This window comes from Klebsiella sp. K4 (assembly GCF_014596785.2).
GTDB lineage: Bacteria > Pseudomonadota > Gammaproteobacteria > Enterobacterales > Enterobacteriaceae > Klebsiella > Klebsiella pneumoniae.
In genome coordinates this window covers 2,185,157-2,205,756 of sequence record NZ_CP115021.1, presented here as the reverse complement: position 1 = coordinate 2,205,756, position 20,600 = coordinate 2,185,157, and the positions used below count along the sequence as shown (strand labels likewise).

Sequence of the window (20,600 nt, the reverse complement as noted above, 5' to 3'; positions counted from 1 at the left end):
TCCGGTGTTACTGGGAAGCCAGTTCGTTTTTAATATTGGCTTTTACGCGGTCGTTCCTTTCCTCGCCCTCTTCCTGCGCGACGACATGCTGCTCTCAGGCGGACTTATCGGCCTGATCCTCGGGCTGCGTACCTTCTCTCAGCAGGGCATGTTTATCCTCGGCGGGACGCTGGCCGACCGCTATGGCGCTAAGGCGATCATTCTCGCCGGCTGCGTCGTTCGCGTCGCCGGTTTTCTCTTGCTGGCGTGCGGGGCGTCGCTGTGGCCCATTATCCTCGGCGCCTGCCTGACCGGCGTCGGCGGCGCCCTGTTCTCCCCGTCGATAGAGGCCCTGCTGGCGCGGGCCGGTACCCACAGCCAGGCCAACGGGAAACGCAGCCGCGCCGAGTGGTTTGCGCTGTTTGCGGTATGCGGTGAACTGGGAGCGGTGATCGGCCCGGTGGCCGGAGGCGTGCTGAGCGGGATCGGCTTTCGGCATATCGCCCTCGCCGGTGCGGGAATATTTCTTCTGGCGCTGGCGGTGCTCTTTTTCTGTCTGCCCGCCGACGGGCACACGACAACAACGCGCAGACGAGTCCCATGGTGGACGCCTTTGCGCCAGCCGCGCTTTGTCGCGTTTATTCTCGCCTACAGCTCATGGCTGTTGAGCTACAACCAACTGTACCTCGCCCTGCCGGTGGAGATCCAACGTTCCGGCGGCCGCGAGCAGGATCTGGCGCCGCTCTTTATGCTGGCCTCGCTGTTGATTATCACCCTCCAGCTCCCTCTCGCCCGCTTCGCCCGGCGAATGGGCGCCGTGCGCATCCTGCCGGTGGGCTTTCTGCTGCTGTCGGCTTCCTTTGCCAGCGTGGCGTTATTCGCCGCCGCCCCACCCGCCGAAGGTTGGCTGCGGTTAATGCCGGCGGCTGGTTTTGTCACGCTGCTCACCCTCGGCCAGATGCTGTTAGTGCCCGCAGCCAAGGATCTGATCCCGCTGTTCGCAGAGGAGTCGACGCTGGGCGCCCACTACGGAGCGCTCGCCACCGCAGGAGGGTGCGCGGTGTTAGCCGGGAATTTACTGCTCGGTCATTTGCTTGACCAGGCGCTCATTCCCTCGCCGCAGGCGGTTTATCCCTGGCTTCTGCTGGCGCTGTTTCCGCTGTGCAGCGCCGTCGCCCTGCGGGCAATCTGTCGCCCGCTGGCGGCAACATGACGCAGAGCGGGCAACAGCCCGCTCTGGAAGTGAACCGACGATAAAGTACATCGCCTGGGGAAGATAACGGGCGCGCCCCGCCTTACTTTGCCGCCAGCTCGCGACGAATAATCTCGGCGCCGGCGCTCAGGGCGTGCAGTTTGCCGGTCGCGACATGGCGCGGCAGCGGCGCCATACCGCAGTTGGTGGACGGGTAGAGTTTGTCGGCATCGACGAACGCCAGCGCCTTGCGCAGGGTTCCAGCCACCTCTTCCGGGGTTTCGATCGCATGGCTGGCGACATCGATCGCCCCGACCATCACCTTTTTACCGCGGATCAACTCCAGCAGATCCATCGGCACGCGCGAGTTGTGGCACTCGAGAGAGATAATATCAAGGGACGATTTCTGCAGCTGCGGGAAAGCCTCTTCATACTGTCGCCACTCGGAGCCCAGCGTCTTTTTCCAGTCGGTATTGGCCTTGATGCCATAGCCGTAGCAGATATGCACCGCTGTCTCACACTTCAGCCCTTCGGTGGCTCGTTCTAAGGCGGCGATCCCCCAGTCGTTGACCTCATCGAAGAAGACGTTAAAGGCCGGCTCATCGAACTGAATAATATCAACCCCCGCAGCCTCTAACTCTTTCGCTTCCTGATTGAGGATTTTAGCAAATTCCCAGGCCAGCTTTTCCCGGCTTTTATAGTGGTTGTCATACAGCGTGTCGATCATGGTCATCGGGCCCGGAAGCGCCCATTTGATCGGCTGACTGGTGAGCTGCCGCAGATAGCGAGCGTCCTCCACGAAGACCGGTTTCTGGCGCTCCACGGCGCCCACCACCGTTGGAACACTGGCCTCATAGCGGTTACGAATTTTCACGATCTCGCGTTTGGCAAAATCCACCCCGCTGAGGTGCTCGATGAAGGTGGTGACAAAGTGCTGCCGCGTTTGCTCGCCGTCGCTAACAATATCGATCCCGGCCCGCAGCTGGTCGTCGAGGGATAACCGCAAGGCGTCGCGCTTGCCGGCCAGTAATTCTTCGCTGGACAGTTTCCAGGGCGACCACAGGGTCTCTGGCTGCGCCAGCCAGGAAGGTTTCGGTAAACTGCCGGCGGTCGATGTCGGAAGCCATGTTTTCATAGTCATTAGCCTTTTATATGGGTTTAGCAAAGCGCGAAATTAGCAGACCATTGCTCAAGCAACGTCTTGTGCGGGTTGATAAAATGTTGTTGTGTAAATTTCCCCTGCTCAATCGCCAACAGGCTGCGCTCTTCCCGGTCATAGACGATTTTTGTTAATGAATGATCCAGGTGGCTGAGATTGGGCTGATAGTATTGCCCCGCCGGGGAGTTGGCATTGTAGATCTCCGGGCGATATATTTTCTGAAACGTCTCCATCGTGCTGATGGTGGCGATCAGTTCCAGGCTGGTGTAATCGCTGAGCAGATCGCCGGTAAAATAAAAGGCCAACGGCGCGACGCTGTTTTTTGGCATAAAATAGCGTACCTGCAGCCCCATTTTGCTGAAATAACGCTCGGTCAGCGAGACGCCTTCCTGAGCATATTCAATGCCGAGGACCGGATGTTCGTTACCGGTGCGATGGTAAACATCTTTACTGGAGACGCTCAGGCAAATCACCGGCGCCTTGCTGAAGTTGGCGCGCCAGGCGCTGGATTGCACAAAATCCTTAAAGATATTGCCGTGCAGCTCGCCAAAGTTTTCCGGTACGCTGAAGCGACTCTGGTCCTTATTATGTTCCAGAAGCAGTACGCTAAAATCGTAATCCCGCACATAGGAGGAGAAGTTATTGCCGACGATACCGGCATGACGCTCCCCGCTCTTTTTATCGACAATATGCGTTTGCAGGATCTCAATCACCGGGAAGCTGGCGCTATCCTGAGCAATATTCATCTCGACAGAAATAATATCCAGTTCCACCGCATAGCGATCGTTATGGGGATTATCCCAGTGGGCCAGGCTATTAAAACGGTTATTCATCATGATTAACGTATTGCGCAGATTTTCCTCACGGTTCACCCCTCTGGCTAAATTAGCGAAGTTGGTGGTAATACGCGTATTTTCCGCAGGGTTATAGTTTTCATCAAACCGGGTGCGCTTAATCGTATAGGTAAATTTATTATTCATGGCGATTGTCCATCCTGATGGCGGGCATAAAGCGAACCCGGCGGAATACTCTCCACCAGCCTGGCGACGCGGAGTCAGGCCGGGCGCGCTTCAACCGGTAAATGTTGTTGATTCGTTAATGAACCTATTTTTGCCAGAGTCAGCGCTGGAGGGAAAGCGACTTAAATTCAATGCAACATGAGCCATCCTCATGTTGCTCCAGGCGGTGGCCGATGGCCGACGCAGGCCGACAATATTAGTCAATAAACGTTTGTTCAATGGAAGTAGGCAGGGTACACTCTTTAACCACTATAAGATGGGCTTTTACCTGCCCGCCGTACCCGTTTAGCTGGAGCTTTTGTCGTACAGAATGATTGTTGATATCAGTATTATGTCGATGTGCATGGCCGTACTGCTGATTATGAGCGTACTGCTGAATTAAGAGGCTCCCGAACGCAATGACACTCGCTCTCATCTGACCTCCACATTCGCGAGGAAAAAAGAAGATTCAGAGGATTCGCGCCGCCTGGGATTGTTCCGCCTGCCGGCACCCTCTACTCTTTTGGGACTTGCTTATTGAGGAATCCCGGATGAAAAAAGCTCTGCTTGCCCTGTTCGCTATCGCCACCGTTACCGCCGCCAGCGCCTTTGCGGCTGATAAAACCGACGTCCCGGCGCCTGTCATCGATAACGGAGTCCGCCCGCCGATGGAGAGGGATCGTGGCCCCCTGCCGCCGTTCCCGCCGCAGCTTCCGCCGCACAGACCGGTGCTGTTTTCAGCCACGGTAGCAACCGATACGCCAGCGGAAACCATTAACAAACTGACCGCGCTGATCCCCGCCGGCCAGGCGAAACACTACGAAGTGCACGTTGAGGTGGTGCCGGTTGGCGAGGGAACCGACAGACAATAGCCCAAAGGAGATCTACGCTGTCATCTGTCAGCAATAAAAAAGCTGCCGCATATCGCGGCAGCTTTTATGTATTTATTTACAGCTGAGCAGCTGAAAATTAGCTACGCACTTTCCGGTAGATAAACAGTACCACCAGCGCACCGATAACCGCTACCACGAAGCTGCCGAAATTAAACCCATCGACCTTGCCAAAACCAAACAGGGTACTGATCCAGCCGCCGACCACGGCGCCGATGATCCCCAAAATAACGGTCACGATAAATCCGCCGCCATCTTTTCCCGGCATAATCCACTTGGCTAAAATACCGGCAATAAGTCCAAAAATGATCCAGGAAAGAATACCCATGGTTAACCGTCCTCTTGTTACCTTTAAGCATTTAGTATTGAAAAGAGTAGCATAAATAACGAGAGTGGATCGGTAATAATATAAATATTAGATAATTCCCTGCCGACGCGCGGCTGATCTTGTGACAACCTCTCTGGCTCTGGCAGGCCGGCTCTCGCTTATTACCTTAAAAAAAGGGAGGCTATTCGCCTCCCGCCATGCGGCTTATATTACCGCGGTGGTTAGTCGTGATGAACAACATAACCGCGACTGTTCGTCGAAGATTTCAATTTGCCAGACCTGATGGCGCGTCCCGACGTGCAGCGCTTTGCAGACGCCGCGCACCCGGCCCCCGCGCGCCGAACGGATGTGGTTGGCGTTAACCTCCAACCCCACCACCTTTTGTTCGCCTTCGCTGCACAGATAGCCTGCCACCGACCCCAGGGTCTCCGCCAGCACCACCGACGCTCCGCCGTGCAGCAGGCCAAACGGCTGCTGTGTGCGGCTATCGACCGGCATAGTGGCCTCCAGCGTATCGGCGGTAACGGTCTCAAAGCGAATATCGAGCAGCCCTACCATGTTCCCCTCACCGAGCCGGTTGAGCTGCTCCAGCGTGGCCTGACGTTTCCAAATCATCCGATTATCTCCAGTAACGCCTGCAGCGGGTGGCGAACGCCGCTGCCTTCAATACGCTTCACCTGACTGCGGCAGGAGTAGCCCGTCACCAGACAGCGGTTTCGCGGCAGCCGCTGCATCGCCTGCTGCCAGGAGAGCGCGTAAATGGCCAACGAGTTGGCGTGGTTTTTCACTTCATGACCATAGGTGCCAGCCATCCCGCAACACCCAACGCTGACGTTTTCCAGCTTCGCGCCGAAGTGGGCAAAAATATCTGCCCACTGCTTTGTCGCCGCCGGTAGCGCGGTCACTTCGGTACAGTGACCGAACAGGTACCAGGGCTCACCGCCCAGATCGGGACGGGCGTCGCTGGTTAGGGCCTTCGGCAACCACTCATGGACTAACAGCACCTGGAAATCGCCGCGCTTGTCGCCGAGCGTCTGCTTGTACTCATCGCGGTAGCAGAGCACCAGCGCCGGATCGACGCCCACCAGCGGCATGCCCAGCTGCGCCACGCGGTTGAGGAAGTCCGCCGTCTTCTGCGCGGTGCGCGCGAAGCGGGTGAGGAAGCCTTTGATATGCTGCGCCTTGCCGTTCGGCGAGAACGGCAGGAGCACCGGCTGATAGCCTAAGGCCTCGACCAGACGGATAAAGTCGGCCACCACCTGGGCGTCGTAGTAGCTGGTGAAGGGATCCTGCACCACCAGCACCATCTTCGCTTTCTGCTCGGCGCTCAGCGCTTCGAGCTGCTCAAGGGTCATATTGGCGGAACGGTGGCCGGCCATCTGCTGCTTCAGCGACGGCGCCGAGAGCAGCGGCAGATCGACCATCCCGATATGCTTCTCCGACAGCTTTTTCAGCCAAGGCTGGTTAATAAAAAAGTTAAAGGTCTTCGGCGCCTGCGCCATCAGCGGCGCATAAGATTCGACCGAGGCCACCAGATGATCGCGCACCGGCCGCAGATAGCGGCTGTGGTACAGCTGCAGGAAGCGCGAGCGGAACTCGGGAACATCGATTTTGATCGGGCACTGGGTCGAACAGGCTTTACAGGCCAGACAGCCGGACATCGCCTCTTTGACCTCATGCGAGAAGTCATATTCGCCTTTGCGCGCATGCCAGCTGTTGCGCGTGCGCGCCACCAGCGAGCGCAGGCTGACGCCCTGCTCCGGCAGCGCCTTCTCCAGCTGGTTGGGATCGACGCCGCGGTCGGCCAGCAGGCGCAGCCATTCCCGCACCAGCGTCGCCCGCCCTTTCGGCGAGTGGATGCGCTGGTTGCTGACTTTCATCGACGGACACATCGGGCTCTTGACGTCAAAGTTGAAGCACAGCCCGTTGCCATTACACTCCATCGCCCCACGCCAGCTGCTGCGCACCGCGATGGGGATCTGCCGATCCCAGGTGCCGCGCTTCGCCGCATCGACTTTCATCATCGGCGCGTCGATACCTTCCGGAGGACAGATTTTCCCCGGATTCAGGCGGTTATCGGGATCGAAGACCGCTTTGATCTTGCGCAGCTCGGCATACAGCGTCTCGCCAAAGAAGGCCGGGCTGTACTCCGCGCGGAACCCTTTGCCATGTTCGCCCCACAGCAGGCCGCCATACTTCGCCGTCAGCGCTACCACCTCGTCGGAGATCTGCTTCATCAGCACCTCCTGCTGCGGATCGCACATGTCCAGCGCCGGGCGCACGTGCAGCACCCCGGCATCAACGTGGCCAAACATGCCGTAGCTTAGGCCGTGGCTGTCGAGCAGCGCGCGGAACTCGACGATGTAATCCGCCAGATGTTCGGGCGGTACGCAGGTGTCCTCGGCGAAAGGAATAGGCTTGGCGGCGCCTTTGGCATTACCCAACAGGCCGACGGCCTTCTTGCGCATGGCATAGATGCGCTCCACGCCTTCAAGATCGTGACAGACCTGCCAGCCAATGACGCCCGCCTCGCTGGCGGCCATCAGCTCGTCCAGCCGCTGGCACAGGGTAGTAACCTGCTGGTCAATCAGCGCCGCGTCATCGCCGGCGAATTCGACGATATTGAGCCCGAGCATCTCTTTATCCGGTACGTCGGTGATCAGTTCGCTTACCGAGTGCCAGACGATATCCTCGCGCGCCAGATTGAGAACTTTAGAATCGACGGTCTCCACCGACAGGGCTTTCGCTTCGACCATAAAGGGCGCATTGCGCAGCGCAGAGTCGAAGGAGTCATATTTGACGTTGACCAGACGGCGCACCTTCGGCAGGCGGGTGATATCCAGCCGCGCTTCGGTAATAAACGCCAGCGTCCCTTCCGAACCGGTTAAAATACGGGTCAGGTCGAACTCGCTCATCTCATCGTTAAAGACGTGACGCAGATCGTATCCGGTGAGGAAGCGGTTGAGTTTGGGAAACTTATCAATGATCAGGTCACGCTGCGCCTTGCAGCGCTGGTAGACCGTGTTGTAGATCCGGCCAACCGTCGAGGGGGTATTGCCCAGCGTCTCCGCCAGCGCCACCGGCACCGCCTGGGTATCGAGGATATCCCCGCCCATCAGCACCGCCCGCAGGCCGAGCACGTGATCCGACGTTTTGCCGTACACCAGCGATCCCTGGCCGGACGCGTCGGTGTTAATCATCCCCCCCAGCGTGGCGCGGTTGCTGGTGGATAGCTCAGGCGCAAAGAAGTAACCATAGGGTTTAAGAAACTGGTTCAGCTGATCTTTGATGACCCCGGCTTCAACGCGCACCCAGCCCTCTTCGGGGTTGATTTCGATAATGCGGTTCATATAGCGGGACATATCGACGATAATCCCGCCGTTCAGCGCCTGGCCGTTAGTGCCGGTGCCGCCGCCACGCGGTGTGAAGATCAGCGATTTAAAACGCGGTTCGGCGGCGACGCGCGCCAGCAGCGCCACGTCCGCCGTGGATCGAGGAAAAATGACCGCATCCGGCAGCAGCTGATAGACGCTGTTGTCGGTGGCCATCGTTAGCCTGTCGGCATAGCTGGTGGCGGTATCGCCGGTAAAACCCTGTTGCTCCAGTACCTGCAAAAAATTCAGCACCAGTTGAACTACCCCTGGCGCCTGAGAAATTTGTGGGATCATCACGCTTGACCCTGCCTGACTATGTTGTGTTTGAAAATATTGTGTTGGTGCTAACTAAACGTTTGCGTAGCGCATTCAACTTTTTATCACATTTTTTTCATATGCGCCCACGTGTTTTCTGTGCAAAATCAGCCCGGCAAAATTATTGATATTATTATCAGTATATGGATTTACGCGGCGCCAGCTGTTTGGCGCGACTGGAAAGGTAAAATTTCTCTATGATTAATCCCCATCAGCCTCGGGACATTCCGCAAATACTGCTGTCGGTGCTGTTCCTGGCCCTGATTATCATATCCTGCCTGTGGGTTGTGCAGCCGTTTATTCTGTCCTTCGCCTGGGCCGGTACGGTGGTGATCGCCACCTGGCCGGTGCTGCTGCGTCTGCAGCGTGTGCTGTTCGGCAAACGACTGCTGGCGGTGCTGGCGATGACCCTGTTGCTGTTTCTGCTATTCGTTATTCCTATCGCTCTGCTGGTCAACAGCCTGGTGGATAACAGCGTTCCGCTGATCAAACTCATCAGCAGTGGAAATGTGACGCTGCCGGATTTCGCCTGGCTCAACAGCGTACCGCTGGTCGGCGATAAACTGTACTCCGCCTGGCACGGTCTGCTGGATATGGGCGGCTCGGCGATTATGGCCAAGGTTCGTCCCTATATTGGCACCACCACCAGCTGGTTTGTCGGTCAGGCGGCGCACATCGGCAAGCTGCTGGTCTACTGCGGTTTGATGCTGCTGTTCAGCGCGCTGCTCTACTGGCGCGGCGAGCAGGTGGCCTATGGTTTCCGCTACTTCGCCACGCGCCTCGCGGCCAAACGCGGCGACGCCGCGGTGCTGCTGGCCGGCCAGGCCGTGCGCGCCGTGGCGCTGGGCGTGGTGGTCACGGCCCTCACTCAGGCGGTACTGGGCGGGATTGGCCTTGCCGTCTCCGGCGTGCCCTACGCCGCTCTGCTGACCGTGGTGATGATCTTTACCTGTCTGGTTCAGCTCGGCCCTTTACTGGTTTTGGTGCCGTCGATTATCTGGCTTTACTGGAGCGGGGACACCACCTGGGGCACCGTGCTGCTGGTGTGGAGCTGCGTAGTCGGCACCATGGACAACGTTATTCGTCCGGTGCTCATCCGCATGGGCGCCGACCTGCCAATGATCCTTATCCTCACCGGCGTCATTGGCGGCCTGATCGCCTTCGGCATGATCGGCCTGTTTATCGGTCCGGTGCTGCTCGCCGTCTCCTGGCGGCTGTATGACGCCTGGGTGCATGAGGTGCCGCCGCCGCCGAAAGACCCTGACGTCGTCCTTGAAGAGCTTAGTGAGCTGGAGGCCGGTCGCAAGTAATGCCTGGCAGGCGGGGAGACCCGCCTGTTTCTTTGCCCGCATATTGTTAAGCAAAATTTATTGATCGCCGGCAATGCGCTGGCCCCGCGCGCCCTTCACCTCGCTTTCCTCCCCCGGTCCTTCACAACAATTTAACTATTGAGAGGAATCTGATCGACGGCAAAGGCCCCGCTGCCTACTATTAGCTCACGGTTATAAATCAACACCTTGATTTATAAGCATGGAAATCCCCTGAGTGAAACAACGAATTGCTGTGTGTAGTCTTTGCCCATCTCCCACGATGGGCTTTTTTTTGCCCTGCGCATCACGACACCAGATAGCCTGACACCGGTAAAAAAAATCCCCGGCATCGCTGCCGGGGATCGGTCCTGTCAGGGCGAACTTATTTTTTCAGTTCCGCCAGACCTAACCAGGTTTGTACCACGGTATCCGGGTTCAGGGACAAGCTATCAATCCCCTCTTCCATCAGCCAGGCGGCGAAATCCTCATGGTCAGACGGCCCCTGGCCGCAGATGCCGACGTATTTACCCTGTTTCTTCGCCGCGCGGATGGCCATCGACAGCAGGGCTTTCACCGCGTCATTGCGTTCATCAAACAGCTCAGAAACCACACCGGAATCGCGGTCCAGACCGAGCGCCAGTTGGGTCATGTCGTTCGAACCGATGGAGAAGCCGTCGAAGTACTCGAGGAACTGCTCCGCCAGCAAGGCGTTCGACGGGATCTCGCACATCATAATGATCTTCAGCCCGTTCTCGCCGCGCTTAAGCCCCTGACGCTCCAGCTCTTCGACCACCGCTTTCGCCTGGGCGACGGTACGGACGAAGGGGACCATCACTTCAACGTTGGTCAGTCCCATGTCGTTACGCACGCGCTTCATCGCTTCGCATTCAAGGGCGAAACAGTCGCGGAAGCTTTCGGAAACGTAGCGTCCGGCGCCGCGGAAGCCGAGCATCGGGTTCTCTTCTTCCGGCTCATAGCGCTCGCCGCCCACCAGGTTGGCGTATTCGTTCGATTTGAAGTCCGACAGACGCACGATCACCCGTTTCGGATAGAAAGCGGCGCCGAGGGTGGCGATCCCTTCGGTCAGGCGGCCAACGTAGAACTCTCTCGGCGAATCGTAGCCTTTCATCAGCTCGCGGATTTCGTTCTGCAGGCCCGGCTCCTGGTCGTCAAACTCCAGCAGCGCGCGCGGATGAACGCCAATCATACGGTTGATGATAAATTCCAGCCGCGCCAGACCGACGCCTTCGTTCGGCAGGCAGGCGAAGTCGAACGCGCGATCCGGGTTGCCGACGTTCATCATCACCTTCAGCGGCAGATCCGGCATGTCGCCTACGCTGGAGCTCTTGACGCTGAAGTCGAGCAGCTCGGCGTAGACATAGCCGGTGTCGCCTTCGGCGCAGGAGACGGTGACATTCTGATTTTCCTGAATGCGATCGGTAGCATCGCCGCAGCCGACCACTGCCGGGATCCCCAGCTCACGGGCGATAATCGCCGCGTGACAGGTACGCCCGCCGCGGTTGGTGACAATCGCCGAGGCTTTTTTCATGATCGGTTCCCAGTCCGGGTCGGTCATGTCGGTAACCAGTACGTCGCCTGGCTCAATGCGATTCATCTCGCTGATATCGTGGATCACCTTGACCGGACCGGCGCCAATGCGGTGGCCGATGGCGCGCCCTTCGGCGATGATCTGCCCCTGAGCGTGGAGGGTATAACGCTCCATCACCTGGCCGCGGGAACGCACGGTTTCAGGACGCGCCTGGACGATAAATAGCTTACCGGTGTGGCCATCTTTCGCCCACTCGATATCCATCGGACGGCCGTAGTGCTTCTCGATCTGCACCGCCTGCTTCGCCAGCTCCTGCACCTCCTCGTTGCTTAACGAGAAAATATCGCGCTGCGCCTGCGGCACATCTTCGATACGCACCTGTTTACCGTGCTCCTGGGTCGGCGCGTAAACCATACGGATCTTTTTCGACCCCATGGTGCGGCGCACGATCGCCGGACGGCCAGCGGCCAGCGTCGGTTTGTGGACGTAGAATTCGTCCGGGTTCACCGCGCCCTGCACCACCATCTCGCCCAAACCCCACGCCGAGGTGATAAACACCACCTGGTCAAAGCCGGATTCGGTATCGATGGAGAACATGACGCCGGAGGAGGCCAGATCGGAGCGGACCATCCTCTGCACCCCGGCGGAGAGCGCCACGCCGCGGTGATCGTAACCCTGATGCACGCGGTAGGAGATTGCGCGATCGTTAAACAGCGAAGCAAACACGTGCTTCACGGCAACGAGCACGGCGTCAAAGCCCTGCACGTTGAGGAATGTCTCTTGCTGCCCGGCGAAGGAGGCGTCCGGCATATCTTCCGCGGTGGCGGAAGAGCGCACGGCGAATGAGGCCTCGGCGTCATCGGCGGACAGCAGGTCATAAGCATCGCGAATCGCGTTTTCCAGTTCGCTCTGGAAGGGGGTATCGATGATCCACTGTCGGATCTGCGCGCCCGCTTTCGCTAATGCGGAAACGTCGTCAATGTCGGTTTCATCCAGCAGCGCATAGATGCGCTGGTTAACACCGCTTTGGTCCAGGAACTGATTGAAAGCATCAGCGGTGGTGGCAAACCCGTTAGGTACGGAAACACCCATACCGGACAGATTCGTAATCATTTCACCAAGGGAGGCATTTTTGCCCCCAACTCTGTCTACATCATTCATGCCGAGTTGGTTATACCAAAGCACCAGCGGTGACGAGCCATTGTTGGACATCGAGACAATCCTTTTGTGATTTAATACCAGTGAAAAAAATTTCACGATCGACTGCAGGATTATCCTGACATATTTATGAAGCTGAAAAAAACGGTGAATCGTTCAAGCAAATTATTTTTTCATTTTTCGGACTGTTCCCCCGATATTGCTAACTTGATGATTTTTAGGAATTCTGATGAAAAACGCTGGAAATAACGGCGACAAAAAGAAAATGAACCACCCTTTTCATAAAAAACAAAAATAGCGTTTCAATTTTAACAAGAGACAAATCAAACAGGGATATGCTTAAATTTAATATCCGCTTTCAGGCAATTAAACTCATTATACCGGATGGTCAAAATGGAAAGTGCTGTAGATCGCCACGTATTTTATATTTCTGACGGTACCGCCATTACGGCGGAGGTGCTGGGGCATGCCGTGATGTCGCAATTCCCGGTCGCCATCAGCAGCGTAACCCTGCCGTTTGTGGAAAATATCAGCCGCGCGCGGGCGGTAAAGGAGCAGATCGACGCCATTTATCAGCAAACGGGTATTCGCCCGCTGGTGTTCTACTCCATCGTCATCCCGGAAATACGCGACATTATTCTGCAAAGCGAAGGCTTTTGTCAGGATATCGTACAGGCGCTGGTGGCCCCGCTGCAGCAGGAGCTCAACCTCGACCCGACGCCGGTGGCCCACCGCACCCACGGCCTCAACCCCGGCAACCTGATTAAATACGATGCGCGTATCGCCGCCATCGATTATACCCTCGCCCATGACGATGGCATCTCGCTGCGCAACCTCGACCAGGCGCAGGTGATCCTCCTCGGCGTCTCGCGCTGCGGCAAAACACCCACCAGTCTGTATCTCGCCATGCAGTACGGTATTCGCGCCGCCAACTATCCGTTTATCGCCGACGATATGGACAATCTGGTGCTGCCGGCCTCGCTGAAACCCCTGCAGCATAAGATGTTCGGCCTGACCATCAATCCGGAGCGTCTGGCGGCGATCCGCGAGGAGCGCCGGGAGAACAGCCGCTACGCCTCGCTGCGCCAGTGTCGGATGGAAGTGACCGAAGTGGAGGCCCTGTATCGCAAGAATAAAATCCCCTGCCTGAACAGCACCAACTATTCCGTTGAGGAAATAGCGACAAAAATCATGGACATCATGGGGCTGAATCGCAGAATGTACTAATACACTAGTACATTATTAAAAATTTGTTTATGCTATCACCCGTGGCCTATACAGGATCATGCCCTGCTCTTGCAATAAGCAGGGATTGGTTTATCGTGATGCGCATCACTTCCCGGCATTTTCGCCGCGGAAGAAACAGATTTTTGAGACCCCAATGAATAAAACAGACGAATTGCGTACCGCGCGCATTGAGAGCCTGGTAACGCCCGCGGAGCTGGCCCAGCGCCATCCCGTGACGGCCGACGTGGCTGCCCACGTCTCGGCCTCCCGCCGCCGAATTGAAAAAATCCTCAACGGCGAAGACCGCCGACTGCTGGTGATTATCGGCCCCTGCTCCATTCACGACACCGACGCGGCGCTGGAGTATGCCCGCCGCCTGCAGGGCATGCGCGAGCGCTACCAGCCGCAGCTGGAGATCGTGATGCGCACCTACTTTGAAAAACCGCGTACCGTGGTGGGCTGGAAAGGCTTAATCTCCGATCCGGACCTCAACGGCAGCTACCGGGTCAACCACGGAATTGAGCTGGCGCGGCGCCTGCTGCTGCAGGTTAATGAGCTGGGGGTACCGACGGCCACCGAGTTTCTCGATATGGTGACCGGTCAGTTTATCGCCGATCTCATCAGCTGGGGGGCCATCGGGGCGCGCACCACTGAAAGCCAGATCCACCGTGAAATGGCCTCAGCGCTCTCCTGCCCGGTTGGATTTAAAAACGGCACCGACGGCAATACGCGCATCGCGGTGGACGCCATCCGCGCCTCCCGCGCCAGCCATATGTTCCTCTCCCCGGACAAGCAGGGGCAGATGACGATTTACCAGACCAGCGGCAACCCGTACGGGCACATCATTATGCGCGGCGGCAAACGGCCAAACTATCACGCCGAGGATATCGCCGCCGCCGGCGAGGCGCTGCGTGAATTCGATCTGCCGGAACAGCTGGTCGTTGATTTCAGCCATGGCAACTGCCAGAAGCAGCACCGCCGTCAGCTGGAGGTGTGCGCCGATATCTGTCAGCAAATTCGCGCGGGCTCCACCGCCATCGCCGGGATTATGGCCGAAAGCTTCCTGCAGGAAGGCACTCAGAAAGTGGTCCCCGGCCAGCCGTTGACCTGGGGCCAGTCGATCACCGACCCCTGCCTGAGCTGGGAAGACAGCGAAAGATTATTGAGCGAGCTGGCTGCGGCCACCGCCACCCGCCTGTAATCGCTCCGCCCGCCGCGCCTGCGGCGGGCAATTCTCTTCGCTGACTCCCCTACCAAATCCGGTAACACGATAAATAACGCTTGCCGTCAAAAACAACATTATTGATAATGATTATCATTGTTGCCTTGATTTTTATTTTGAGAGCTATGACGCGTATGGATAACACTGCCACAGCTGAAAAACCAAAAGACAATGCCCCTTATCCCGTGGCGACGGACAGAGAGATCAGCAGTCGGGTTCTGTTAGGCAGCGAAGGACGAGTAGTGATTGAGCATGGCGGCCAGCGCTATCTGCTGCGCCAGACCCACGCCGGGAAGTTAATTCTGACCAAGTAAGCGCCCCGCTGAACGCGGGGCGAGGCAAGTTAGCTCGAGCAGCTGACTTCCAGACGTTTCCCCCAGTCCGGCGGGCGGCGGACGTAGTCGTCCTCGCGATCGGTAAAGGGGTCTGCCAGCGCGGCATGCAGGCGCTCCAGCTCGCCCATATCGCCCGCCTCAGCCTGCTCGATCGCCCGCTGCGCCAGCCAGTTACGTAACACCAGCGCCGGATTCACGCCCTGCATCCTCTGCTGGCGCTGCGCGTCGTCCACCTGTTCATCACGCAGCCGCGCACGATACCCGGCAAACCAGCTGTCAAAGGCCGCGCGGTCGATAAACTCATCGCGCAGCGGCGAAGCGGCGCTGAGCTGTTCGCTGTGGCTCAGCAGGCGGAACGTCCGGGTATAGTCGCTCTTCTCGCGGATCATCAGGGCAAACAGCCCGTCCAGCAGGTCGTTATCCCCTTTCTGCTGGCTGAACAGGCCGAGTTTATCGCGCATCCGCTGGCCATAAGCGGTCAGCAAGGCGTGCTGATACTCATCCAGCGCCGCGTTTAACGCTTCAGCGCTGATAAACGGCGACAGCGATTGGGCGAGACGCTGCAGATTCCACAGCCCCACCGCCGGCTGGTTTTCAAAACTGTAGCGCCCCTGATAATCGGAGTGGTTGCAGATGAAGTCCGGTTGGAAATCGTCAAGGAAGCCATACGGGCCGTAGTCGATGGTCAGACCAAGAATCGACATGTTGTCGGTATTCATCACCCCATGGGCAAAGCCCACGGTTTGCCAGCTGGCGATAGTCTGCGCGGTACGCATGACAATGTCACGGAACCATAACAGGTACTTGTCCGCCTCATCCTGCAGCTGCGGCCAGTGGTGGCGAATAACATAGTCGGCCAGTTGCTGGACCTTCTGCGGCTCACGGCGATAGTAAAAATGTTCGAAATGGCCGAAGCGCACATGGCTCTCGGCCACCCGCATCAGCATCGCGCCGGGCTCCACGCGCTCGCGGTAGACCGGGGTATCGCTGGTCACCATCGCCAGGGCGCGCGTCGTCGGGATCCCCAGAGCGTGCATCGCCTCCGACGCCAGACTTTCCCGGATCGTCGAGCGCAGCACGGCGCGGCCGTCCCCCATCCGCGAATAAGGAGTCAGGCCGGCGCCTTTCAGATGCCAGTCGTAACGGCGGCCATCCGCCAGCTGCTGCTCGCCGAGCAGGATCCCGCGTCCGTCGCCCAGCTGGCCGGCCCAGGCGCCAAACTGATGGCCGCTGTATACCTGCGCCAGCGGCGACATGCCCGGAAGCAGCGCTTCGCCGCCCCACACACCGGCCCCGCTTTCAGGCGCAAACAGGGCGTCGGGCACCCCCAGCTGTTGCGCCAGCGGGGCGTTGCGCCAGATGAGTCGGGCGTTATCCAACGGCGTTGGTGACAGGGAAGTGTAAAAGTCCGGCAGTTCATCCCGCCAGTGGGTGGTAAAAGAAAGGGTCATGGTTCCTCCTCTCTCCAGTGTAGTGCCTGGAACAGCGGATTAACACGGGCGGAGTGCAGGGTTATCGGCATAAAAAAGGGAAGCGTTCGCTTCCCTCTTGCTTCTGAATGACGTCAGATTCGCCGCGCCTGCCAGAACTTTTTGTTCCAGTAGACGTTATCCAGCGAGGAACGGGTGACGCCCTGGCTGGTGGAGGCGTGAATAAACTGGTTGTCGGTATCGTAGATGCCAACGTGCAAACCGCTCTCCCCTGAGCCGGTTTTGAAGAACACCAGATCGCCGGGCAGCAGATCGCGCTTATCGATGCGGGTGCCGATCTCCGCCTGCTCGCGGGTTTCACGCGGCAGCTGGAGGGCAAATTTATCGCGAAACGTGCGCACCACGAAGCCGGAGCAGTCAACGCCGCGCGGCGTCATGCCGCCGTAGCGATACGGCGCGCCGCGCCAGCTGCGCAGCTGCTCGTTCAGATTCGCCACCACCGTAATGGAGTCTGCCAGCCGAGGATTCGGCGGCGGTGCCCGATGGCTGCTGCAGCCGGCTAAAATTAACGCCGCCGCCAACATGAACCAGAAGCGCATTTCAGATGATCCCTCTGTCCCTAGTCTCTTTATCGCAATAATTTAGCTTGTTTATCAATATAGTGACAAGATAACTGCGTGCTACTGTGACGCGATGAGCATAATATGACCGGCCACCTCAACGCGCTGGAACGGGATCGCATAGGCGGCGGTTAAATTTTCCTCATTCAGCACCTCGGCGGTCTCCCCGCAGGCGATGGCTTCCCCCTGGCAGAGCAGCCAGCTCTGACCGGCGTGGCGCAGGGTATGGTTGAGATCGTGGCTGCTCATCACCACCGCAATCCCCGCCGCGCTCAGCTCGTGTAACAGCCGATCCAGCGCCGCCTGCTGGGCCACATCCAGACTGTTCATCGGCTCATCCAGCAGCAGCAGCTGACCCGCGGAATTACTCAAGGGATCGATCTGCAGGATCACTGCCGCCAGCCGCACGCGCTGCCACTCGCCGCCCGACAGCTGATTGACCGGACGGCCCAGCTTATTGTCCAGACCAAGCCTGGCCGCGATATCGCTCAGACGGGCGCTATCACCCTGCTGCTGCATATGCAGCGCCAGGTAGTGCCATACCGGCATGGCGAACGGCGGGGTCTGGTGTTGACTCAGATATCCGCGACGGCGCGCCAGCTCCCTCGCCGGCCACTCGTCAAGCAGCCGGCCGTTAAAATGAACCGTGCCGGGGCCGTCGGACAGCCCCGCCATGCGGGTCAGCAGCGTGCTCTTCCCTGCGCCGTTCGGCCCCACCAGATGGACAATCTCCCCGGCGCGAAAGGCCGCAGAAAACGGGGCCAGGCGCCCCGCCGCTTCTACATCCTGTAGCTGCATCAGAAACGACATTATTGCGCCAGCGCTCCTTTAATCGCCGCCACCAGCTGCGGATCGTCCGGCGTCATATCCGGAGAGAAGCGCTGAATGACGTTGCCCTGGCGATCGATGAGGAATTTTTCGAAGTTCCACAGAATGTCGTCCACATACAGCGGCGCCCGGCCTTTGCTGGCCATCCGCTCATAAAAACCGCTGCCTTCCGGGGCCACCGCTTTCGGCGCGGCGGCAATCAGTTTTTGATAGAGCGGCGCGCGATGTTCACCGTTGACGTCAATTTTGCTAAACAGCGGGAAGGTGACGCCGTAGGTAGTGCTGCAGAAGGTCTTAATCTCCTCTTCACTGCCCGGCTCCTGGCCGAGGAACTGGTTGCAGGGGAACCCCAGCACGCTGAAGCCCTCGGCGGCAAACTGCTTTTGCAGATCCTCGAGTTGCTCATACTGCGGCGTCAGGCCGCATTTCGAGGCTACATTGACGATCAGTAGCACCTTGCCGGCAAAGGATGCCAGGGTGGTTTTCTCGCCATCAATGGTCGTCACTTCGGTATTCAGAATGTCATGTTGCATAGCCTGTCCTCAATGGATAAACCGGTTTCCGGTGAAGGTGATCCCTTTCTACTGTAGCGGATTCAGCGCCCGCCATTCTACTGCCATTCCCCCCGAGTTGTCGCATGATGTAACAGCGCTTCGCTGGCCGCCGGCAACATGAAATCCTCTCAATTGGGCCGTCGACCATTTCCGTGTACAGTGTTCCATGAATGTAATATGGTTTCGTTACTTGTTAATTTAAGAGAGTTTTAGTGATGAAGAAGTTGTTTAGCCTGGCGTTAATCGCCACCTCTGTCGCCCTGCTGAGCGCCTGCTCCCCGGATGAAGATAATAAAGTAAAAGTCGCTATCAATACCGGGCCGGACGAAGCCATCTGGAAAGTGGTGGAGCAGGTGGCGAAGGATAAATACCACCTCGACGTCGAAGTGGTCTCCTTCAATGATTATGTGCTGCCCAACGAAGCGCTGAACAACAAAGATGTCGATGCCAACGCCTTCCAGACCCTGCCGTACCTTGAGGCGCAGTCGAAAGAACGCGGCTATAAATTTGCGGTGGTCGGTAAAACCTTTGTCTTCCCTATCGCCGCCTATTCTCACCGGATCAAAAATATCAGCGAACTGCCCGAAGGGGCGACGGTGACCATCTCTAATGAAACCACCACCCTGGGCCGCAGCCTGCTGCTGCTTCAGGCGCAGGGGTTACTCAAGCTGAAACCGGGCGTCGGCTATTTACCCACCACGCTGGATATCATCGACAATCCGAAACAGCTGAAAATTGTTGAAGTGGATACCCCGCAGCTGACCCGTACCCTTGACGATCCGAACGTCAGCCTGTCAATCATTAACACCAACTTCTCCGCCCAGGCGGGCCTGTCGGCCGCCCGCGACGGTCTGTTTATGGAGGGGCCGGATTCCCCATACGTGAATGCGATAGTCGCCCGCGAGGATAATAAGGACAGCAAGAAAATTCAGGAATTAAAAGCCGCCTTCCAGACCAGCGAAGTCGCGGAAAAAGCGAAGGAAGTCTACAAAGGCGACGCGATCAAAGGCTGGTAAGCCTGAACCGGCGCCGTCCCTGCCGACGGCGCCGCGCTATCCCCGCCCCCGCGAACGCAGCAGCAACCAGATAAAGACCGGCGCGCCCAGGGTCGCCGTCACCACGCCAATCGGCAGCTCTGCGGCGGAAAGCGCCAGCCGGGCAATGATATCCGCCCCCAGCAAGGCGCTTGCCCCGGCCAGCATACAGGCCGGGAGCAACACCCGGTGATCGCTCAAGCCGCATAGCCGCAGAATATGCGGGATCACCAGACCGATAAAGCCAATCGCCCCCGCCAGCGCCACGCTAACGCCGACCATCCAGCCGGTCGCCACCACCAGTAATTTGCGCCACAGCCACAGCGGCAGCCCAAGCTGACGAGCGGAGACTTCGCCCAGCGCCAGTAAATTCAGGGGTTGCGACTGCAGACAGACCCAGCAGAGCACCGGCAGGAGGGCTATCATCAGCCACAGCTGTTGCCAGTCGACGCCGCCAAACCCGCCCATCATCCAGTACATTAGCTGACGCAGGTCAAAAGAGGTGGAGAAGTAGACTGCCCAGGTCATCAGGGCGCTGCAGATGATCCCCAGCGCCACCCCCGCCAGCAGCAGACGGCTGGTAGACAGATGGCGGCGGGCGAAACGCAGCAGAATAAAAGTGATCAGCAGCGCGCCAAAGATGGCACACAGGCCGAGCGCCCAGCCGGGCAAGACTCCTTTGCCCAGCAGGACGGCGGCAATCAGCCCGACGCCCGCGCCGTTGGAGACCCCCAGCAGCCCCGGCTCCGCCAGAGGATTTTCAAACAACGCCTGCATAATCGCCCCGGAGAGCGCCAGCGCCGCCCCCACCAGCAGCACCGCCAGGGTTCGCGGCAGGCGGATCTGCCAGATAAACAGCTGACCTTTGGCGCTGAGCCACTCGCCGGGCGGGATCCATTGCTCCCCCGCGCACAGGCTGATCAGCAGGGTGACCAGCAGCAACAGCGTTAATCCGAAGAGCCAACGCCGGCTACGGCGCTGTTGAAGATGGGCGAGAGTCAGCATAGATTCCATTACGCAGTGGGAACAAGAGGCTGATTTTACGGTGGCTGTCGCGGTGAGAAAAGGAAAACCTCACGACCAAACGTCGACGCGGAG

19 protein-coding genes and 1 other RNA gene are annotated in these 20,600 nt (G+C 58.4%); 9 read left to right on the top strand and 11 right to left on the bottom strand.

Annotated elements, in window-relative coordinates; all coding sequences use genetic code 11:
• The first annotated feature begins 4 nt into the window (after positions 1-4).
• Positions 5-1,192 (top strand): MFS transporter, encoded by a 1,188-nt coding sequence (locus IB144_RS10960; RefSeq protein ID WP_004225487.1) that lies wholly within the window; start codon positions 5-7, stop codon positions 1,190-1,192.
• Positions 1,193-1,274: 82 nt separating this feature from the next.
• Here the strand turns inward: IB144_RS10960 and IB144_RS10955 are convergent, their stop codons facing one another.
• Together IB144_RS10955 and IB144_RS10950 are read right to left on the bottom strand one after the other, a co-directional pair.
• A complete protein-coding gene (locus tag IB144_RS10955) occupies positions 1,275-2,306 on the bottom strand; it encodes a methionine synthase (RefSeq protein WP_002909005.1) in 1,032 nt (343 codons plus the stop codon).
• 23 nt (positions 2,307-2,329) lie between these two features.
• The gene (locus IB144_RS10950; RefSeq protein WP_002909008.1) at positions 2,330-3,310 is read right to left on the bottom strand and encodes a DUF1852 domain-containing protein; all 981 of its coding nucleotides are present in this window, start codon (positions 3,308-3,310) and stop codon (positions 2,330-2,332) included.
• 569 nt (positions 3,311-3,879) lie between these two features.
• On the opposite strand from IB144_RS10950, the gene IB144_RS10945 reads away from it, so the two are divergent.
• Positions 3,880-4,200 carry a hypothetical protein gene (locus IB144_RS10945; protein ID WP_004212509.1) on the top strand — a complete coding sequence of 107 codons (321 nt, stop codon included), beginning with the start codon at positions 3,880-3,882 and terminating at the stop codon, positions 4,198-4,200.
• 97 nt (positions 4,201-4,297) lie between these two features.
• Here the strand turns inward: IB144_RS10945 and IB144_RS10940 are convergent, their stop codons facing one another.
• From IB144_RS10940 to IB144_RS10930, 3 genes are all read right to left on the bottom strand, one after another.
• The gene (locus tag IB144_RS10940) at positions 4,298-4,546 is read right to left on the bottom strand and encodes a GlsB/YeaQ/YmgE family stress response membrane protein (protein ID WP_002909014.1); all 249 of its coding nucleotides are present in this window, start codon (positions 4,544-4,546) and stop codon (positions 4,298-4,300) included.
• 204 nt (positions 4,547-4,750) lie between these two features.
• A complete protein-coding gene (gene menI / locus IB144_RS10935) occupies positions 4,751-5,161 on the bottom strand; it encodes a 1,4-dihydroxy-2-naphthoyl-CoA hydrolase (protein ID WP_040215631.1) in 411 nt (136 codons plus the stop codon).
• A complete protein-coding gene (locus tag IB144_RS10930) occupies positions 5,158-8,214 on the bottom strand; it encodes an FAD-binding and (Fe-S)-binding domain-containing protein (protein WP_004175614.1) in 3,057 nt (1,018 codons plus the stop codon). The genes menI and IB144_RS10930 overlap by 4 nt, the downstream gene beginning before the upstream one ends.
• A 218-nt stretch (positions 8,215-8,432) precedes the next feature.
• On the opposite strand from IB144_RS10930, the gene ydiK reads away from it, so the two are divergent.
• Complete coding sequence (ydiK, locus tag IB144_RS10925) at positions 8,433-9,545, top strand: AI-2E family transporter YdiK (RefSeq protein WP_004148729.1); 1,113 nt, start codon at positions 8,433-8,435, stop codon at positions 9,543-9,545.
• A gap of 188 nt (positions 9,546-9,733) precedes the next feature.
• Positions 9,734-9,841: antisense sRNA RprA (rprA, locus tag IB144_RS10920), an RNA gene on the top strand.
• Between the two features lie 86 nt (positions 9,842-9,927).
• Here rprA and ppsA read toward each other — a convergent pair.
• Positions 9,928-12,306 carry a phosphoenolpyruvate synthase gene (gene ppsA / locus IB144_RS10915; RefSeq protein WP_002909055.1) on the bottom strand — a complete coding sequence of 793 codons (2,379 nt, stop codon included), beginning with the start codon at positions 12,304-12,306 and terminating at the stop codon, positions 9,928-9,930.
• A gap of 75 nt (positions 12,307-12,381) precedes the next feature.
• On the opposite strand from ppsA, the gene IB144_RS10910 reads away from it, so the two are divergent.
• The 4 genes from IB144_RS10910 (at position 12,382) to hemP (ending at position 15,015) form a co-directional block, all read left to right on the top strand.
• The gene (locus IB144_RS10910) at positions 12,382-12,501 is read left to right on the top strand and encodes a hypothetical protein (RefSeq protein WP_002909058.1); all 120 of its coding nucleotides are present in this window, start codon (positions 12,382-12,384) and stop codon (positions 12,499-12,501) included.
• A 144-nt stretch (positions 12,502-12,645) separates the two neighbouring features.
• A complete protein-coding gene (locus tag IB144_RS10905; protein ID WP_002909061.1) occupies positions 12,646-13,479 on the top strand; it encodes a pyruvate, water dikinase regulatory protein in 834 nt (277 codons plus the stop codon).
• 154 nt (positions 13,480-13,633) lie between these two features.
• Positions 13,634-14,680, top strand: a complete 1,047-nt coding sequence (aroH, locus tag IB144_RS10900; protein ID WP_004180369.1) for a 3-deoxy-7-phosphoheptulonate synthase AroH — start codon at positions 13,634-13,636, stop codon at positions 14,678-14,680.
• Between the two features lie 155 nt (positions 14,681-14,835).
• Complete coding sequence (gene hemP, locus IB144_RS10895; protein ID WP_014343179.1) at positions 14,836-15,015, top strand: hemin uptake protein HemP; 180 nt, start codon at positions 14,836-14,838, stop codon at positions 15,013-15,015.
• Between the two features lie 29 nt (positions 15,016-15,044).
• Here the strand turns inward: hemP and selO are convergent, their stop codons facing one another.
• From selO to IB144_RS10875, 4 genes are all read right to left on the bottom strand, one after another.
• Positions 15,045-16,487: a protein adenylyltransferase SelO gene (gene selO, locus IB144_RS10890; RefSeq protein ID WP_004184566.1), complete on the bottom strand. Its 1,443-nt coding sequence runs from the start codon at positions 16,485-16,487 to the stop codon at positions 15,045-15,047.
• A 113-nt stretch (positions 16,488-16,600) separates the two neighbouring features.
• Positions 16,601-17,065, bottom strand: a complete 465-nt coding sequence (locus tag IB144_RS10885) for an NlpC/P60 family protein (protein ID WP_002909082.1) — start codon at positions 17,063-17,065, stop codon at positions 16,601-16,603.
• 81 nt (positions 17,066-17,146) lie between these two features.
• A complete protein-coding gene (gene btuD / locus IB144_RS10880) occupies positions 17,147-17,896 on the bottom strand; it encodes a vitamin B12 ABC transporter ATP-binding protein BtuD (protein ID WP_002909083.1) in 750 nt (249 codons plus the stop codon).
• Complete coding sequence (locus IB144_RS10875) at positions 17,896-18,447, bottom strand: glutathione peroxidase (protein ID WP_004180371.1); 552 nt, start codon at positions 18,445-18,447, stop codon at positions 17,896-17,898. The genes btuD and IB144_RS10875 overlap by 1 nt, the downstream gene beginning before the upstream one ends.
• Positions 18,448-18,683: 236 nt before the next feature.
• Between IB144_RS10875 and IB144_RS10870 the strand changes: the two genes are divergently transcribed.
• The gene (locus IB144_RS10870; RefSeq protein ID WP_002909085.1) at positions 18,684-19,484 is read left to right on the top strand and encodes a MetQ/NlpA family lipoprotein; all 801 of its coding nucleotides are present in this window, start codon (positions 18,684-18,686) and stop codon (positions 19,482-19,484) included.
• A 36-nt stretch (positions 19,485-19,520) separates the two neighbouring features.
• Here the strand turns inward: IB144_RS10870 and btuC are convergent, their stop codons facing one another.
• Positions 19,521-20,507: a vitamin B12 ABC transporter permease BtuC gene (gene btuC, locus IB144_RS10865; RefSeq protein WP_004151850.1), complete on the bottom strand. Its 987-nt coding sequence runs from the start codon at positions 20,505-20,507 to the stop codon at positions 19,521-19,523.
• Positions 20,508-20,600: the final 93 nt, after the last annotated feature.

Coding starts and splice junctions, on each gene's coding strand:
- btuD (WP_002909083.1), bottom strand. CDS start 17,896: ATGTCGTTTCTGATGCAGCTACAGGATGTAGAAGCGGCGGGGCGCCTG.
- ydiK (WP_004148729.1), top strand. CDS start 8,433: ATGATTAATCCCCATCAGCCTCGGGACATTCCGCAAATACTGCTGTCG.
- IB144_RS10940 (WP_002909014.1), bottom strand. CDS start 4,546: ATGGGTATTCTTTCCTGGATCATTTTTGGACTTATTGCCGGTATTTTA.
- menI (WP_040215631.1), bottom strand. CDS start 5,161: ATGATTTGGAAACGTCAGGCCACGCTGGAGCAGCTCAACCGGCTCGGT.
- IB144_RS10955 (WP_002909005.1), bottom strand. CDS start 2,306: ATGAAAACATGGCTTCCGACATCGACCGCCGGCAGTTTACCGAAACCT.
- IB144_RS10905 (WP_002909061.1), top strand. CDS start 12,646: ATGGAAAGTGCTGTAGATCGCCACGTATTTTATATTTCTGACGGTACC.
- ppsA (WP_002909055.1), bottom strand. CDS start 12,306: ATGTCCAACAATGGCTCGTCACCGCTGGTGCTTTGGTATAACCAACTC.
- IB144_RS10945 (WP_004212509.1), top strand. CDS start 3,880: ATGAAAAAAGCTCTGCTTGCCCTGTTCGCTATCGCCACCGTTACCGCC.
- selO (WP_004184566.1), bottom strand. CDS start 16,487: ATGACCCTTTCTTTTACCACCCACTGGCGGGATGAACTGCCGGACTTT.
- IB144_RS10950 (WP_002909008.1), bottom strand. CDS start 3,310: ATGAATAATAAATTTACCTATACGATTAAGCGCACCCGGTTTGATGAA.
- btuC (WP_004151850.1), bottom strand. CDS start 20,507: ATGCTGACTCTCGCCCATCTTCAACAGCGCCGTAGCCGGCGTTGGCTC.
- IB144_RS10875 (WP_004180371.1), bottom strand. CDS start 18,447: ATGCAACATGACATTCTGAATACCGAAGTGACGACCATTGATGGCGAG.
- aroH (WP_004180369.1), top strand. CDS start 13,634: ATGAATAAAACAGACGAATTGCGTACCGCGCGCATTGAGAGCCTGGTA.
- IB144_RS10910 (WP_002909058.1), top strand. CDS start 12,382: ATGAAGCTGAAAAAAACGGTGAATCGTTCAAGCAAATTATTTTTTCAT.
- IB144_RS10930 (WP_004175614.1), bottom strand. CDS start 8,214: ATGATCCCACAAATTTCTCAGGCGCCAGGGGTAGTTCAACTGGTGCTG.
- hemP (WP_014343179.1), top strand. CDS start 14,836: ATGGATAACACTGCCACAGCTGAAAAACCAAAAGACAATGCCCCTTAT.
- IB144_RS10885 (WP_002909082.1), bottom strand. CDS start 17,065: ATGCGCTTCTGGTTCATGTTGGCGGCGGCGTTAATTTTAGCCGGCTGC.
- IB144_RS10870 (WP_002909085.1), top strand. CDS start 18,684: ATGAAGAAGTTGTTTAGCCTGGCGTTAATCGCCACCTCTGTCGCCCTG.